The organism is Halorussus amylolyticus, assembly GCF_004143485.2.
Classification (GTDB): domain Archaea; phylum Halobacteriota; class Halobacteria; order Halobacteriales; family Haladaptataceae; genus Halorussus; species Halorussus amylolyticus.
Genome location: NZ_ML974135.1, coordinates 34,899 through 48,236, shown reverse-complemented (window position 1 = coordinate 48,236; position 13,338 = coordinate 34,899). Strand labels below are relative to the sequence as shown.

The following is a 13,338-nucleotide window of genomic DNA, read 5'->3' as shown; positions in this document are numbered from 1 at the left end:
ACTTTTACCTCGTTCCACGTCTGCCGTCGAACAGCGAATAGTGAGCCGCTCGGTCGTCGTACTGCTTGGCATCGGTGCGTTCGCCCGCAGTTGTGTCGGTCGGTTGGTAGCCGACCAAGTAGGACTTCATGACTGTTCGCCACCAGACGGCCCGGAGGGAATCGAGACACCCGACGAGTGGAGAGAAGGCTGTCACGTGAACTAGGAGCCAGCGTCGGTTCACACGTGACAATCTCTGACATTTTTCGTATTTTCCACGCCGCACTCGTCGAATCACCCCAATTTCATAACTATTATGTGATAGTTGTTCGACCTGTGACTATGGTTTCAACTCGGTTAGTTGTAGGCCTCGTTCTTCTAGTATCTGCCGCCACGTCGGGTGTGGTCGGCGCGACGGCGGTCGTCGACCTCGACGGTGACGGCATACCGGCGTTCACCGAACTCCAGCAGGGGACCGATCCACTCGAACCGGACACGGACGACGACGGATTGTACGACGACCGCGAGCGGGACATCGGGACCGACCCGACGGCCGCCGACACTGACGACGACGGGCTCGACGACGGTCCGGAGGTCGATGAGTACGACACCGACCCGACGGCCGCCGACACCGACGACGACGGCCTCGAAGACCGCGAGGAACTCGACGAGTACGACACCGACCCGACGGCCGCCGACACCGACGACGACGGCCTCGAAGACCGCGAGGAACTCGACGAGTACGGCACTGACCCGACGGCCGCCGACACCGACGACGACGGCCTCGAGGACCGCGAGGAACTCGACGAATACGACACCGACCCGACGGCCGCTGACACCGACGACGACGGCCTCGACGACGGTGAGGAACTCGACGAGTACGACACCGACCCGACGGCCGCCGACACCGACGACGATGGGCTGGAAGACGGCGAGGAAGTGGACTTCGGTTCGGACCCCACGAAGGTCGATACCGACGACGACGGCCTGGACGACGACCGCGAGGAGGTCCGCGGACTGGAGCCGACCGACCCGGACACAGACGGCGACGGCATCGAAGACGGGGAAGAACTCGATGAGTACGGCACTGACCCGACGGCCGCCGACACCGACGACGACGGCCTCGACGACGGTGAGGAACTCGACGAGTACGACACCGACCCGACGGTCGCCGACACCGACGGCGACGGTCTCGATGACGGGATGGAGGTCGCCAGCGATTCACCGATCGCAGATGCCGATCCGCTCCGCAAAGACGTCTTCGTGGAGATCGACTACATGGAGGGCCAAGAGCCGGACGAGACCGCACTTGAGGAGGTCGTTGAGGAGTACGCGGACGCGCCTATCGAGAACCCCGACGGTTCGCAGGGAATCACCCTCCACCTCGTCGAAAATGACGAGATACCTGCCGAGGACGAGACAGATGTGGACGAAATCGACCAACTCATGTTGGACTACATGGACCACGAGGGCCATGGCTACCACTACGCCATCGTGGTGGAGAAACCCGTCCGAGACGGAGAGGAACTGGGCGGGTACTCGCTCATCGAGCACGGCAACGGGGCTTTCGTTTTTAAAGGGTATGGTAGCAACCCCGAGGCAGGGGTCTTCATGCACGAACTGGGCCACTCGATGGGAATCGAGTCGGAAGATTACGAGGGCGTCGATTCCGAGGACGTTCCGTACTCGGAGTACTCGAGTGTGATGAACTACAACCACCACAACTACGACGACCCGCTGGAATATTCCGACGGCGACCCATTCGACGACTGGGAGCACATCAACGAGACATTCTACACGCCGGGGACGTACGAACTCGAAGAGGAGTGAGTGACGCCGTCGGGAACCCCGAGCGCCGCCCCCGACTTCGACCGGTTCGTATCCGACTGGACCGTGTTCGTTCGCACGGCTTCACCGACGCGCGTTCCTGACCTATCGTCACCTATTTTTTCCGGGCGGTCGAACTTCTTTCGGGGAGATACCATGTCCAGCAAACAGCTACTCATGATAGTCGGCGACTTCGGCGAGGACTACGAAATTATGGTGCCGTTTCAGGCGCTCCAGGCGGTCGGTCACGAGGTGGACGCCGTCTGCCCCGAAAAAGACGAGGGCGACACCGTCAAGACCGCGGTCCACGATTTCCGGGGGGACCAGACGTACGTCGAATCTCGGGGCCACAACTTCGCGCTCACCGCGTCGATGGACGAGGTGGACCCCACCGGGTACGACGGTCTCGTCCTCCCCGGCGGGCGCGCGCCCGAGTACCTCCGGACTCACGACGAGGTGCTGGACGCAGTTCGGCACTTCTTCGAGGAAGACAAGCCGGTCGCGGCCATCTGTCACGCGGCCCAGATTCTCGCGGCGGCCGACGTCATCGGCGGTCGGACCTGTTCGGCGTACTCCGCGCTCGAATCCGACGTCGAGGGTGCGGGCGGCGAGTACTACGACGGCGTGACGACCGACGGCAACCTCGTGACCGGCCGCGACTGGAGCGACCACGTCGAGTGGATAGCCCAGTTCCTCGACGTGCTGGGAACCGAAATCGAACACGGCGCGGTCGCGACCGCCGAGGCCGCGGAGGACTGAGCGCCCGCGCTTGCCCGTCTCCGTCTGCGTCTCGCTTATTTACGCTTCGTCTTCCTCGCGCCCACCGCGAACCGTCAGAACGGGCGCATCACACAGTCGGACCACCTTCTCGGTGACGCTCCCGAGCAGGTAGCGGTCGATTCCGGTCCGTCCCCGCGTGCCCATCACCACGAGGTCGATGTCGTTGTCCTCGACGTACTCCAAGATGGCGCGGTGGGGCCGTCCGTTGACGACGTCGGTCGTCACGCGCTCGACGCCCGCATCGCGGGCCCGGTCGCCGAGCGACTCAGTCGTCTCGGTCCCGACGTTTTCGAGTTCCCGCTGGACTGTCGCCATGTCCACGTCGGCGGCGGGCGTCACGCTCACGGCGTAGACGACGTGGAGTTCCGAGTCGTACGTCTCTGCGAGGTCGAGGGCGTGTTCGAACGCTCTGTCGGCAACTTCGCTGCCGTCGGTCGGGACGAGTATGTGCTCGTACATATCAGCCACTTGGAACGGGAGGCACCAAAAGCTGTGGGTCGTTCTCGGCTCGTGAGAATCGACCGCAATCGAAGTTCACCTCCCGGCCGTCAGCTTTCGGCGTCGTCCGAATCGGGCTTTCGGACCGTTAGCACGGGCGCGTCGGCAGTTCGAACGGCCTTCTCGGTGACGCTTCCGAGCAGGTGGCGGTCGAGACCGGTTCGGCCGTGGGTGCCCATCACCACGAGGTCGATGTCGTTGTCGGCGGTGTAGTCCAGAATCGCGGTGTGAGGTTCGCCGTTCGTCACGTCGGCCGTCACCCGGTCGAGACCCTCGGATTCCGCGCGCTCTGTGACTGCGTCGGTGGCGTCGCGTCCGGCCTTCTCCAGTCGGTCCACGACGGTCGAGCCGTTCTCGAACGCCGCGGGTTCGAGGTTCACCGCGTTGAGGACGTGTAGCTCCGCGTCGTAGGTCTTCGCGAGGTCGATGGCGTGAGCGACCGCGGGACCGACTGCGTCACTCCCGTCGGTCGGAACGAGGATGCGTTCGTACATGTGTCTCGAACGTCAGCGCCGAGATAGAAAAACGGTGCTGTCTCGGCGGCGTCACTCGTCTTCTGAGGCCACTCACTCGTCGTCCTTCGCCATCCGAACCGTCAGCACGGGGACGTCGGACTTCCGGACGACCTTTTCCGTGACGCTCCCGAGCAGATACCGGTCCAGACCGGACCGGCCGTGGGTGCCCATCACCACGAGGTCGATATCGTGGTCCTCGACGTACTCCAGAATCGCGCCGTGGGGAATCCCGTGAACGACCGCGGTTTGTACGTCCCCGACGCCCGCGGTCTCGGCCCGTTCGACGACCGCCTCGGTCGCGTCCGCACCCTGTTCTTCGAGGCTCTCGATGATTCGCGCGGTGTTGACCTCGACCGAGAGGGTCGCGACGTTGACGACGTTCAGCGCGTGGAGTTCGGCGTCGTAGGTCTTCGCGAGGTCGATTGCGCGTTCGACCGCGGCCCCGGCCCCCTCACTCCCATCCGTTGGAACGAGTATGCGCTCGTACATGTACCGGACTTCGACGCCCAACCGGAAAACGTGAGTGGCGGTTCTCGGGGCGAGAACGGCGACCGGCCGCTCACGGACTCGGCTCGCTGTTACCTGCGGACGCGACCTGCCGTTACGTATTTTCGCGTGCCCGTGGTAGCCGCGGCCATGAAGTACAACGACTTCATGGGGGAAGTCCAGCACCGCCTCGAGCTACCGCAACTCGGGCGGGCGGTTCGGGCGACGCGCGCCGTGCTGACCACGTTGGGCGAGCGTTTACAGGAGGGCGAAGCCACCGACCTCGCGGGGCCCCTCCCGATGGAGGTCGATTACTACCTCCACGCCGCCGAATCGGGCCAGCGGTTCGACTACGACGAGTTCATGGAACGAGTCGCAGAACGCGCGAACGTCGATAAATCCGAGGCGGCCTATTACGGCCGGGTCGTGGTCGGGCTCGTGAGCGAACTCGTCGCGGGTAGCGAAATCGAGCAGGTCCGGGCGCAACTTCCCGACGACTACGACGACCTGTTCCAACTCATCGACGCCGAGGAAGTCGAGGAGTAATCGGGCACACCCGAAAAAGTAAGGGTGCTGTCAGTCGAAGCATCCCGCGTGTACGATACGATTCTCTTCCCGACCGACGGCAGCGACGGAACCGCGGCCGCGCTCGAAAACGCGCTTGACGTGGCGGAGTCGTACGACGCGACGGTTCACGCGCTGTACGTCGCCGACACCGGCCAGTACAGCACGGTCACGACCGACGAGGGCACGCAGGACGTGCTGATGAAGGAGGGCGAAGATATCGTCGGCCACGTGGCCGAACGAGGCCGAGACCGCGGCGTCGAGGTCGAGGATGTGGTGCTTCAGGGCGACCCCTACGAGACCATCCGCGACTATATCGAGGAGTACGACGTTGACCTCGTCGTCATGGGAACCCACGGACGCCGCGGCGTCGAGCGCGTTCTCATCGGAAGTCTGACCGAGAAGGTCGTTCGGACGGCCGACGTGCCCGTCCTCACGGTTCCGTTGGCGGACCCGGACTGATTCCTGCTGGTGGACTCCGACCGCTCCCTGCTGGCGGACCGCGAGCGATTCGCTCGCGGTCCGCGAGTGCCCTCGTTCACGGTGATGCCGGTCTCGCTCACGACGACTCGGCTTCCGGACTGCTTCCTCGAACCGTCAGTACCGGGACGTCCGAGCGCCGAACCACCTTTTCGGTGACGCTTCCGAACAGATACCTGTCCACGCCTCTCCGTCCGTGGGTGCCCATCACCACGAGGTCCACGTCGTGGTCGTCGGCGTAGTCCAGAATCACGCCGTGAATCGGGCCGAACTCCACGACGCCGGTCGCGTCGGAGACGCCCGCCTCGGTCGCCTGCGCGACGGTCTCCTCGACGATTTGTTCGCCCGCCCGTTCGAGTTTCCCGATGACGAACGTGGCGTCCACTTCCGCGCCGAACCGCGTGGTGTCCACGACGAACAGGACGTGGAGTTCGGCGTCGTAGGTCTTCGCGAGGTCCACTGCGCGCTCGACAGCTCGCCGGGCCTGCTGGCTCCCGTCGGTCGGGACGAGGATGCGCTCGTACATGGTTCGAACTTCGACGCCGAGGACTAAATGTGGTCGGCCCGAATCGGAAAGATGGTCGGCCCGAACCGGATTACTCCGTCCGACTCGTGCTTTGGGACCATCGAGACCACCGGACCAGTACTGCGAGCGTCCCCACCAACAGCACCGCGCCGACCGCGAACGGCGTCCAGAACGCTGCGACGTAGAGGGCGGCCATGACCGGCGGGCCGACCGTCCGGCCGAGACTCCCCGCGCCCTGCGTGATGCCGAACGCGCTCCCCTGCACATCGGCCCCCGCGGCCTTCGAGACCAGCGTCGTGAGCGACACCGACAGCAGGGCGTTACCGAGCGACAGGCCCGGCAGGACCGCGACGAGTGCGAGGAGTTCGGGCGTGAGGAACGCCGCCCCGTCAATCGGCGGCGACCCGCCGCCGATTGACGGCAAGAAGGCCCGACCGAGTTCGGGCGAGAACGGGAGCGCCGCGAGCGCGCCCGCGAGCAGGACCGCGCCCGCAATCGCGAGCAGGGAGTCGGGGTACCTGCGCGAGAGCCGTCCGACCAGCACGCCCTGAAACACCACTCCGAGGACGCCGATGTAGGTCAACAGGAGCGCGGTCTCGGTCGCGCCGTAGCCGTACTGGTCGGCCGCGAAGGGGATGAACATCACCTGCACGCCCGAGAACGCGACCGACAGCAGGAAGAACGCGACCACGAGGCCCCGGAGGCCCTCGTCGGCGAGCGCGTCCCGAAACGTCGCTACCCACGAGAGCCGTTTGGCGGCGAGTCGCTGGACGCCCGACTCTTCGAGGAACGCGAGCGCGAAGCCGAGGTTCACCAGACTCAGCCCCGCGGCCGCGAAACTCGGGAGCGAGAATCTGGTCGCGGGCACGAACGACGGGAGAACTCTGCGCGCGAACTCCACGACCGGGTCGCTTGCGAACACCCCGCCGAGCGCCGGGCCGAAGATGAACCCCAGTCCGAACGCCGCGCCGATGAGACCGAACGCGCTCGCCCGACGCTCCGGCGGCGTGATATCGGAGACGTAGGCTTGGGCCGCCGCGAGGTTGCCGCCCATCGCACCGGCGAGCATCCGCGACAGAAAGAGGACTGCGATACTCCCGGCGAGTCCGAACACCGTCCACGCCACCGCGCTCCCCGCGACCGAGATGAGCAGGACGGGCCGCCGTCCCCGGCGGTCCGACAGCGACCCCAACAGCGGCGCGAAGACGAACTGCATCAGCGAGTAGGAGGCCGCGAGCAGGCCGATGTACACGTCGCTCACGCCGAAGCTCCGGACGTAGAACGGCAAAATCGGGATGATGATGCCGAATCCGAGCAGGTCGATGAACACCACGGCGACGACCGTTGCGAGCGCGCGTCGGGGGCGTTTGAGCGTGGCGGTTCCTGCTCTCGGGTCGCTCATTCGTACCGAGAACGACGGTTCGCGTCTAATGGTTTGGGACGGTCTGCACGCTTTCGTCGGCTCTCGACTGTTGCGCCCTATATGTTTCTTAACTGACTTTTACGCCCGGCGCGCGCTGGCGAGGCTCGTGGTCACACGAGCGACGCGAGTGTGACCTCGGAAGACGCTATTTGTCTTCCGGCGGTTTGAGCCTCGCCCAAAGCGCGCGAGGTCTGCGGGAGCGAAGCGACCGCAGGCTCGGAAGACGCGGTTTGTCTTCCGGTGGATGAGGACCGCAAAGAGGGAGTGACCGGAGGGAACGACCGACTGAGGACCGCAGTCGGTTGGGGAGGGCGTGGTTGCGGTCTCTCATTTGTGGAGTGCGAGTAGAAAGCCCTGATGGACAGGGAAGGAAAGTGAATCCCGCTACATTTCGTTCTCGTAGCTTCCTGCTCGCACGTCACCTCTGAGACCCGCACCGCACCCGCAACGGCCACCATCCTCCCCAACCGATTCCTTCGCTCCCGCTGGTCGCTCAGTCATCCCTCGCACGCATGGGCGCTGGCCCAAACTACGGGCCAGCGCCAGCGCGCGCCGAGTGGGATGAGTCACCGGAAATCAGTAGGCTGAGTCCCGAAATTCGTGGTGCCAATCGTTCGAACACTCGCGACTTAAATCGTCAGCTTCATCGCCGACATGTCCAGGAAGGCGGTCTCGTACCCCTCGTGGCGCGAGACCTGTGGCGGCGCGTCCACCCGGAGCGAGAGAGCCGAATCAGCGCTCTCGACGCTCACGCCGTAGTGATAGCCGAAATCGGGCGAGACGGCGGCGTCGAGCGCGCCCTCGAAGACCGTCTCGCCGCTCTGCGAGAGAATTGCCGAGAGATTCATGAACGGGAGCGGGTAGCGATTGTACGGCGTCCGGGGCGAAACTGCGAGGTAGGTGCGGTCGTCGGCGACGAACTCGGGCGTCTCGTCCGGCAGGAACGCGACGAAATCGGCGTCGCCGCTGACGCCCGTACCGACGACCGACCCCGGAAGGTCGTCGCGGGCGGGCACCTGTGCGACGGGGATATCGGCGTCCATCGGGTCGAGCGCCGCGGCCTCACCCTGCTCGTCGGGGAACTCCTCGTAGGCCAGACCGCCGAGGGATTCGCGCTCGTGGTCGAACTCGACTTCGACGGTCGTGCGCTCGGCGAACGCGCCCGCCAAGTCGCCGAGTCCGCGGGCCTGCATCGCGCCCACGTCGAGAGTCGCGGTGTAGGTGCCGTCGCCGTCGAGACCGATGTTATCGCCGAAGTGATAGCCCATGTTTTGGGAAAGCATCGGCCAGAAGTCGCGCGAATCGACCGTCTCGCCGTCCTTCGAAATCTCGGCTGAGACGTTCGCCGTCGGGAGAACTGTCTCGGTGTCGGCGTCCCAGATGGTCGCCATCAGATGCGCGCTCGCGTCGTCCGGAATCTCGACCAGATTCGTCTCGCTCCCCGAAACCGTCCAGAATCCGTGTGGAACGCTGTACAGCAGGATGACCTCGTATCGGCCCTCGCCGCCCGTCCCGACCGTCGTCGCGCCCTCGCGGTGGGTCGGGTGGTACACCTCCTCTTCGCGGTCTTCGACCGTCGTGGCCCGCTCGCGCGAGCGCGCCGACTCGGTTTCGAACAGCCCGGCACACCCCGCGAGACCCGCGACTCCGACCGCGACACCCCCTCGAAGCACGTCGCGTCGATGCATCTGCTCGACGTACGCTGTCACGGCCGAAAAGCGAATCGGTGAGTCGAAAAAGCGAATCGGCGGGCAAAAAGGGAATCCGCGGGCCGAACCGTGATCGGGGGACCGACTACGCGGTCAGCGTCATCTCCTCGAACGACAGGAACGCGGTCTCGTAGCCCTCGTGGCGCGAGACCTGGGGCGGCGACCCGGGCGTAATCGCGAGTTCGTCGCCCGATTCGACGCCGTCGACCGCCGCGCCGTAGTGGTAGCCGAACTCCGGGGAAATCCCGGCGTCGAGCGAATCGTCGAAAACCGCCTCGCCGTCGCGCGAGAGGGTCGCGGAGACGCTCATGAACGGGAGCGGGTAGCTGTTGTGCGGCGTTCGCGGCGACACCACGAGGTAGGTCTCGTCATCCCCGACGAACTCCGGGGACTCGTTGGCGGTGGCGACGACGAATCTCGCGTCGCCGCTCGTCCCCTCGCCGATGACCGTTCCGGGGAGGTCCGAGGCGGCGGGGACGCTCGAAACCGGCATCATCTCCATCTCCATCGGCTCGACAGCGCCCTCCTGGCCCTGCTGGTCCGAGAGCTCCTCGTACATGATTTCGTTCTTGTCGGCCTCGCTGTACTCGAACTCGATTTCGATGGTCGTTCCGTCTTCGAACGCGCCCGCCAGGTCGCCGAGGCCGCGGGCCTGCATCGAGCCCACGTCGAGGCTCGCGGTGTAGGTGCCGTCGCCGTCGAGACCGACGTTGTCACCGAAGTGATAGCCCATGTTTTGGGAGAGCATCGGCCAGAAGTCGCGCGTATCGACCGTCTCGCCGTCCTTCGAAATCTCGGCCGAAACGTTCGCCGTCGGCAGGACAGTCATCGTCTCCGAATCCCAGATGGTTGCCATCAGGTGGGCGTCGTCCTCGGATTGGATGCTCACCTTGTTCGTGTCCGCCCCGGTGATGGTCCAGAATCGGTGCGGATAGCTGTACATCAGCGCGACTCGGAGGCGTCCGTCCTCGGCCATCGAAGGCTTCGCGTGGCCCTCGATATGCGTCGGATAGTACGCCGCGTCCGGTCGGTCCTCGACCACCGGCGGCGGCGAGTTCGCGGAGGTCGTCTCGAACAGACCGGTGCATCCGGCCAGTCCGGCGACGCCGAGAGTCGCGCCAGCGCGGAGGAAATTCCGTCGTTCCATCTCGATTCGACCTTGTCACCTCGGGGAAATACGGATTCTGGTACGCGCGTCGAAAACCCACCCTGCTCCGGAGACACTCACTCCGGATTCGGTTCCGGAAGCGTCCGCAGGTCGCGCGGTGGAACCAAGAAGTTCCCACGCCGGAGCACGTCCATGTACTGCAGAATCCCGTTGTTGTTCTTCTGACCGAGCGCCGCCGACTCCTCGGCCAAATCCTCGCCGTTCATCGCCTCGCGAGTCGCTACGAAGTCCGAAATCTCGCGCTGGAGCGCGACGAAGTGGAGGCCCGCCTCGCCGTCGTCGGTCGAATCGAAGTCTCGGCGGAGGATGATGGGACTGCCGTCCTCGCGGGCGCGGGCCGACTTCTGAGAGTGGCCGACCATCCCCTTCGTTCGGGCGTCGTCGCTCGCGTGGGCGGGACACCCCTTCTCGTCCATCAGCGCGGTGTCGCCGAGGTTGTCGCCCGCACCTTCCACCAGATTCTCGTCGGCGTGGACCGGGCAGAACATCTTGCCGACGCGCTGGCTTCGACTGTCCTGCTCGTACCACTGGCGGAGTTGCAGGCGGATTCGGGAGGCGTGGAGCGTCGTCCCGCCCGCGAACGGCCCGCCCTGAATCGTGACTCGCTCCTCGGTAGCTTGGGATTTCCGGAACCCCGACTTGAACCCCATGTAGAGCGGCGCGTCCTCGGAAATCGGCTCGGAGTCGGGCACGCCCCGAACGTCCTGATTTTCCGCGGGGAGGCCGTCGCCGACGAACCCCGTCCGACGCTCGGCGCGCTCGAAGATTCCCGAGAGGTCGGCGGCCATCTCGACGCCGTTCAGTTCCGACTGGTCGCCGAGCAGGGCTTCCTCGGCCGCCAGCACGACCTCCGGATAATCGCTGGCGAGGTGGACCACCGCGTCTTGAGCGTCGAGGTCGGGGTTCTCGAACGACGCGAGGGCCTTCGGTTCGGGGAGGTCCACTGACCCTGGCAAGTCGGCGTCGAACCGCTCGAAGTAGGCGGGCGAGTAGCCCACCGTGAATACCAGGCCGACGCGGGTCTCGCCGTCGCTGTCGTGGCTCCGCGGGTATGCGCGTTCGAGGCTTTCAAAGGCGGATTCGGCGGTTTCGCGGTCGTCGTCGGTCGGCGAACCCTCGCTCGCGTAGTCGAGAAACAGCAGGACGTGGTGACGGGGGGCCACGTCGTTGCCGTGGTCGTCGGTTGCCAGGAACTCGTTCCACGCGTGCTGGCGGTCGGGGAGCGCCGCGAGGTCGTCGGACCCCTGCGGCAGGTCCGGCCCGCCCGACCGGTCCAGACACGCCGACAGCGCCGACGCCCCGCCGATGGCGACGGCGGCCTTGGCGAACTGTCTTCGGGTGAGGCGTCCGGTGTCGTCCATTAGTCGTGGATTGGGACCGAAGGTGAAAGGGGGTTCTGGTTCGCGCGTCGAAAGCCGAATATCAATTAGTCGAAGATTTCCACGAAACGCGGCATATGCCCGCGCGTATCGAGCGAGTAATCCGTAATCGAGCGCTTCGTCGCACGGGGACCGACGATTCGAGGTGGGCGCTCTCAAGGTAACGGTTCGTGTTAGCGCTTCAAGCCCGTACGTCGGACCCTCGCTCGGGCGACTCGACCGTTTCCCTCGCGGAAATCGCGCCTTTTCCGGGGGTCTCAGCGCGGGTAAATACCCGAATAGGTCTCTCCCGAATCGCACGAGGAGACCGAACTTCCCGGCGTCTCCTTCGGGACCTGTCCGGCGATTACGGACAATACTTAACCGTAGTTCTACTGTCGAAGAAAACCATGAGCACGACTACTACAGACACCGTCAGTCCCGACGCCCGCATCGACCAGCGCTCGTTCAAAATCGGCGGGGCGCTGCTGGTCGTCCTCGGACTCCTCGCAATCGCGTTTCCGTTCGTGACTGGTCTCTCGCTGTCGATTCTGCTCGGGGCGCTACTGGTCGTCGGCGCGCTCGTCCACGTCGCGCACGCCTTCTCGGCCCGGAAGTGGACCGGGTCGATTTGGCAGATTCTGCTGGCCGTACTGTACGGTTTCGCGGGAATCAGTCTGCTGGCGAACCCAGTTCTCGGATTGCTGACTCTGAGCCTGCTCCTCGTTAGCTACTTCCTCGTGGACGGGGTGGTGGAGATTGCGATGGGCGTTCGGGTTCGCCCGGCGGACGGGTGGGTCTGGCTCGTCGGGAGCGGCGTCCTCTCGCTCCTGCTCGCGGTCCTGCTGTGGGTGGGCTGGCCCGCGACTGCGGCGTGGGCGCTCGGCCTGTTCTTCGGTCTGAATCTCCTGAGTACGGGTCTCGCGATGATTCTGTTCTCGTCGCGGGGCGAGGAAGTGCCCTCAGAGACCGCACCCACTGGAGAGCGACCGCAGCAGACGTGAAGCCGGACTCCTGAAACTCACCCGCCTTCCACGAAATCGTCCACCAACCGCGTGAATCTGTCCACCATGCGCTCGGGGAGCGAGGGCGTAATCTCGCCGAGCAGGTCGGCGGTCGCCTCGGGCCGAGCGAGTGCGAGTCTGACCCGATTGTTCTCGCGGCGTTTGTCCACGAGGTCGTGTGCCACCAGGGAATCGAGGTGCCACTCGACCGTACTCCGGGCGAGTTCGAGTTCGTCGGCGAGTTCGGCGGGCGCGGCCTCTCCAACGTCGAGCAGGTGGGCGAGCACGTCGCGCGCCGTCTCGCGCCGGAACGTCGCGAGCGCGGCGCGCTCCCAGTCGTCGTACTCCGGCGGGTAGTAGTGGGTCCGACCGCGGAGTTCCTCGGCGACGACTTCGCCCTCCTTGCCGAGTCGCCGGAGGTGATACTGGACCTGTCCGGGCGCGAGGTCGAGACCCCGGACGACGCCGCTGAAGTGGACGCCCGGATTCGCGCGAACGTGGGCCGCGATTGCCCGACGGGTCTCGCTCACGACTCCTCACCTCGCGAATCGTCGAGGGCGGCGTCTTTGCGAGCGGTCCGGGCGTCGTACACCGCGGCGATGACGAGTCCGGCCATCACCACGTCGAGACCGTGTTCGAGAACGTGGTGCGACTCCGCGCCGACCGTGCCGACCGCCGACAGCGCGGCGACCCCGGTCCGCGCGAGCAGCGTCGAGAGCGCGAGCGCGACCAGCAGGTACGACCGCGTTCGTCGCCTGAACAGCGCCGCGAGCGCGAGCGCCAGCACGAGCGCGGACCCGACGCCCGCGAGTCCGAGCAGGACGACTAATTCGGCCGACGGACCCGTCCCGGCGTGCGCCGGACCGACGAGCACCCGACCGTCCGGAAAGAGCATACGCGGAGGTACTCGTTTCTGACGTTTACAGATTCCGGGTCGGGGGGGGGGGGGGGGGGGGGGGGGCCCCCCGGGGGGGGGGGGGGGGGGGGGGGCGCCGGGGGGGGGGGGGGGGGGGGGGGGGGG

The 13,338-nt window shown here is 65.7% G+C and carries 16 protein-coding genes; 5 read left to right on the top strand and 11 right to left on the bottom strand.

What is annotated here, in order from left to right:
- Positions 1–4: 4 nt before the first annotated feature.
- The gene (locus tag EKH81_RS19765; RefSeq protein ID WP_274380502.1) at positions 5–130 is read right to left on the bottom strand and encodes a hypothetical protein; all 126 of its coding nucleotides are present in this window, start codon (positions 128–130) and stop codon (positions 5–7) included.
- A gap of 191 nt (positions 131–321) precedes the next feature.
- Here EKH81_RS19765 and EKH81_RS12465 point away from each other — a divergent pair, with 191 nt between their 5' ends.
- Together EKH81_RS12465 and EKH81_RS12460 are read left to right on the top strand one after the other, a co-directional pair.
- Positions 322–1,809: a zinc metalloprotease gene (locus tag EKH81_RS12465; protein ID WP_449405107.1), complete on the top strand. Its 1,488-nt coding sequence runs from the start codon at positions 322–324 to the stop codon at positions 1,807–1,809.
- Between the two features lie 153 nt (positions 1,810–1,962).
- Positions 1,963–2,565 (top strand): DJ-1/PfpI family protein, encoded by a 603-nt coding sequence (locus tag EKH81_RS12460; RefSeq protein ID WP_132058692.1) that lies wholly within the window; start codon positions 1,963–1,965, stop codon positions 2,563–2,565.
- A gap of 39 nt (positions 2,566–2,604) precedes the next feature.
- Here the strand turns inward: EKH81_RS12460 and EKH81_RS12455 are convergent, their stop codons facing one another.
- From EKH81_RS12455 to EKH81_RS19585, 3 genes are all read right to left on the bottom strand, one after another.
- A complete protein-coding gene (locus EKH81_RS12455; RefSeq protein WP_132058693.1) occupies positions 2,605–3,045 on the bottom strand; it encodes a universal stress protein in 441 nt (146 codons plus the stop codon).
- A gap of 89 nt (positions 3,046–3,134) precedes the next feature.
- Positions 3,135–3,578, bottom strand: coding sequence for a universal stress protein (locus tag EKH81_RS19590; RefSeq protein ID WP_132058694.1), 444 nt, complete (start codon positions 3,576–3,578; stop codon positions 3,135–3,137).
- 72 nt (positions 3,579–3,650) lie between these two features.
- The gene (locus tag EKH81_RS19585; RefSeq protein ID WP_132058695.1) at positions 3,651–4,088 is read right to left on the bottom strand and encodes a universal stress protein; all 438 of its coding nucleotides are present in this window, start codon (positions 4,086–4,088) and stop codon (positions 3,651–3,653) included.
- Positions 4,089–4,235: 147 nt separating this feature from the next.
- Here EKH81_RS19585 and EKH81_RS12440 point away from each other — a divergent pair, with 147 nt between their 5' ends.
- A complete protein-coding gene (locus EKH81_RS12440; RefSeq protein ID WP_132058696.1) occupies positions 4,236–4,631 on the top strand; it encodes a DUF2267 domain-containing protein in 396 nt (131 codons plus the stop codon).
- A gap of 48 nt (positions 4,632–4,679) precedes the next feature.
- Positions 4,680–5,111 (top strand): universal stress protein, encoded by a 432-nt coding sequence (locus EKH81_RS12435; protein WP_132058697.1) that lies wholly within the window; start codon positions 4,680–4,682, stop codon positions 5,109–5,111.
- A 97-nt stretch (positions 5,112–5,208) separates the two neighbouring features.
- On the opposite strand, the gene EKH81_RS12430 is transcribed toward EKH81_RS12435, so the two are convergent.
- From EKH81_RS12430 to EKH81_RS12410, 5 genes are all read right to left on the bottom strand, one after another.
- A complete protein-coding gene (locus EKH81_RS12430) occupies positions 5,209–5,655 on the bottom strand; it encodes a universal stress protein (protein ID WP_132058698.1) in 447 nt (148 codons plus the stop codon).
- A 70-nt stretch (positions 5,656–5,725) separates the two neighbouring features.
- Positions 5,726–7,057 carry an MFS transporter gene (locus EKH81_RS12425; protein WP_132058699.1) on the bottom strand — a complete coding sequence of 444 codons (1,332 nt, stop codon included), beginning with the start codon at positions 7,055–7,057 and terminating at the stop codon, positions 5,726–5,728.
- A 650-nt stretch (positions 7,058–7,707) separates the two neighbouring features.
- A complete protein-coding gene (locus EKH81_RS12420) occupies positions 7,708–8,787 on the bottom strand; it encodes an iron transporter (protein ID WP_132058700.1) in 1,080 nt (359 codons plus the stop codon).
- Between the two features lie 85 nt (positions 8,788–8,872).
- Complete coding sequence (locus tag EKH81_RS12415) at positions 8,873–9,934, bottom strand: iron transporter (protein ID WP_132058701.1); 1,062 nt, start codon at positions 9,932–9,934, stop codon at positions 8,873–8,875.
- A 77-nt stretch (positions 9,935–10,011) separates the two neighbouring features.
- Positions 10,012–11,316: a DUF7405 family protein gene (locus EKH81_RS12410; RefSeq protein ID WP_132058702.1), complete on the bottom strand. Its 1,305-nt coding sequence runs from the start codon at positions 11,314–11,316 to the stop codon at positions 10,012–10,014.
- A gap of 407 nt (positions 11,317–11,723) precedes the next feature.
- Between EKH81_RS12410 and EKH81_RS12405 the strand changes: the two genes are divergently transcribed.
- Positions 11,724–12,317, top strand: a complete 594-nt coding sequence (locus EKH81_RS12405) for an HdeD family acid-resistance protein (protein WP_132058703.1) — start codon at positions 11,724–11,726, stop codon at positions 12,315–12,317.
- A gap of 17 nt (positions 12,318–12,334) precedes the next feature.
- Here the strand turns inward: EKH81_RS12405 and EKH81_RS12400 are convergent, their stop codons facing one another.
- Both EKH81_RS12400 and EKH81_RS12395 read right to left on the bottom strand, forming a co-directional pair.
- Positions 12,335–12,847, bottom strand: coding sequence for a winged helix-turn-helix transcriptional regulator (locus EKH81_RS12400; RefSeq protein WP_132058704.1), 513 nt, complete (start codon positions 12,845–12,847; stop codon positions 12,335–12,337).
- Complete coding sequence (locus tag EKH81_RS12395; protein ID WP_238392179.1) at positions 12,844–13,212, bottom strand: DUF7471 family protein; 369 nt, start codon at positions 13,210–13,212, stop codon at positions 12,844–12,846. Before EKH81_RS12395 ends, EKH81_RS12400 begins: the two co-directional genes overlap by 4 nt.
- Between the last annotated feature and the right edge of the window lie 126 nt (positions 13,213–13,338).

Bases quoted from the DNA above. Each gene is read 5' to 3' on its own strand.
- EKH81_RS19765 (WP_274380502.1), bottom strand. From the start codon at position 130: ATGAAGTCCTACTTGGTCGGCTACCAACCGACCGACACAACTGCGGGC.
- EKH81_RS12465 (WP_449405107.1), top strand. From the start codon at position 322: ATGGTTTCAACTCGGTTAGTTGTAGGCCTCGTTCTTCTAGTATCTGCC.
- EKH81_RS12460 (WP_132058692.1), top strand. From the start codon at position 1,963: ATGTCCAGCAAACAGCTACTCATGATAGTCGGCGACTTCGGCGAGGAC.
- EKH81_RS12455 (WP_132058693.1), bottom strand. From the start codon at position 3,045: ATGTACGAGCACATACTCGTCCCGACCGACGGCAGCGAAGTTGCCGAC.
- EKH81_RS19590 (WP_132058694.1), bottom strand. From the start codon at position 3,578: ATGTACGAACGCATCCTCGTTCCGACCGACGGGAGTGACGCAGTCGGT.
- EKH81_RS19585 (WP_132058695.1), bottom strand. From the start codon at position 4,088: ATGTACGAGCGCATACTCGTTCCAACGGATGGGAGTGAGGGGGCCGGG.
- EKH81_RS12440 (WP_132058696.1), top strand. From the start codon at position 4,236: ATGAAGTACAACGACTTCATGGGGGAAGTCCAGCACCGCCTCGAGCTA.
- EKH81_RS12430 (WP_132058698.1), bottom strand. From the start codon at position 5,655: ATGTACGAGCGCATCCTCGTCCCGACCGACGGGAGCCAGCAGGCCCGG.
- EKH81_RS12425 (WP_132058699.1), bottom strand. From the start codon at position 7,057: ATGAGCGACCCGAGAGCAGGAACCGCCACGCTCAAACGCCCCCGACGC.
- EKH81_RS12415 (WP_132058701.1), bottom strand. From the start codon at position 9,934: ATGGAACGACGGAATTTCCTCCGCGCTGGCGCGACTCTCGGCGTCGCC.
- EKH81_RS12410 (WP_132058702.1), bottom strand. From the start codon at position 11,316: ATGGACGACACCGGACGCCTCACCCGAAGACAGTTCGCCAAGGCCGCC.
- EKH81_RS12405 (WP_132058703.1), top strand. From the start codon at position 11,724: ATGAGCACGACTACTACAGACACCGTCAGTCCCGACGCCCGCATCGAC.
- EKH81_RS12395 (WP_238392179.1), bottom strand. From the start codon at position 13,212: ATGCTCTTTCCGGACGGTCGGGTGCTCGTCGGTCCGGCGCACGCCGGG.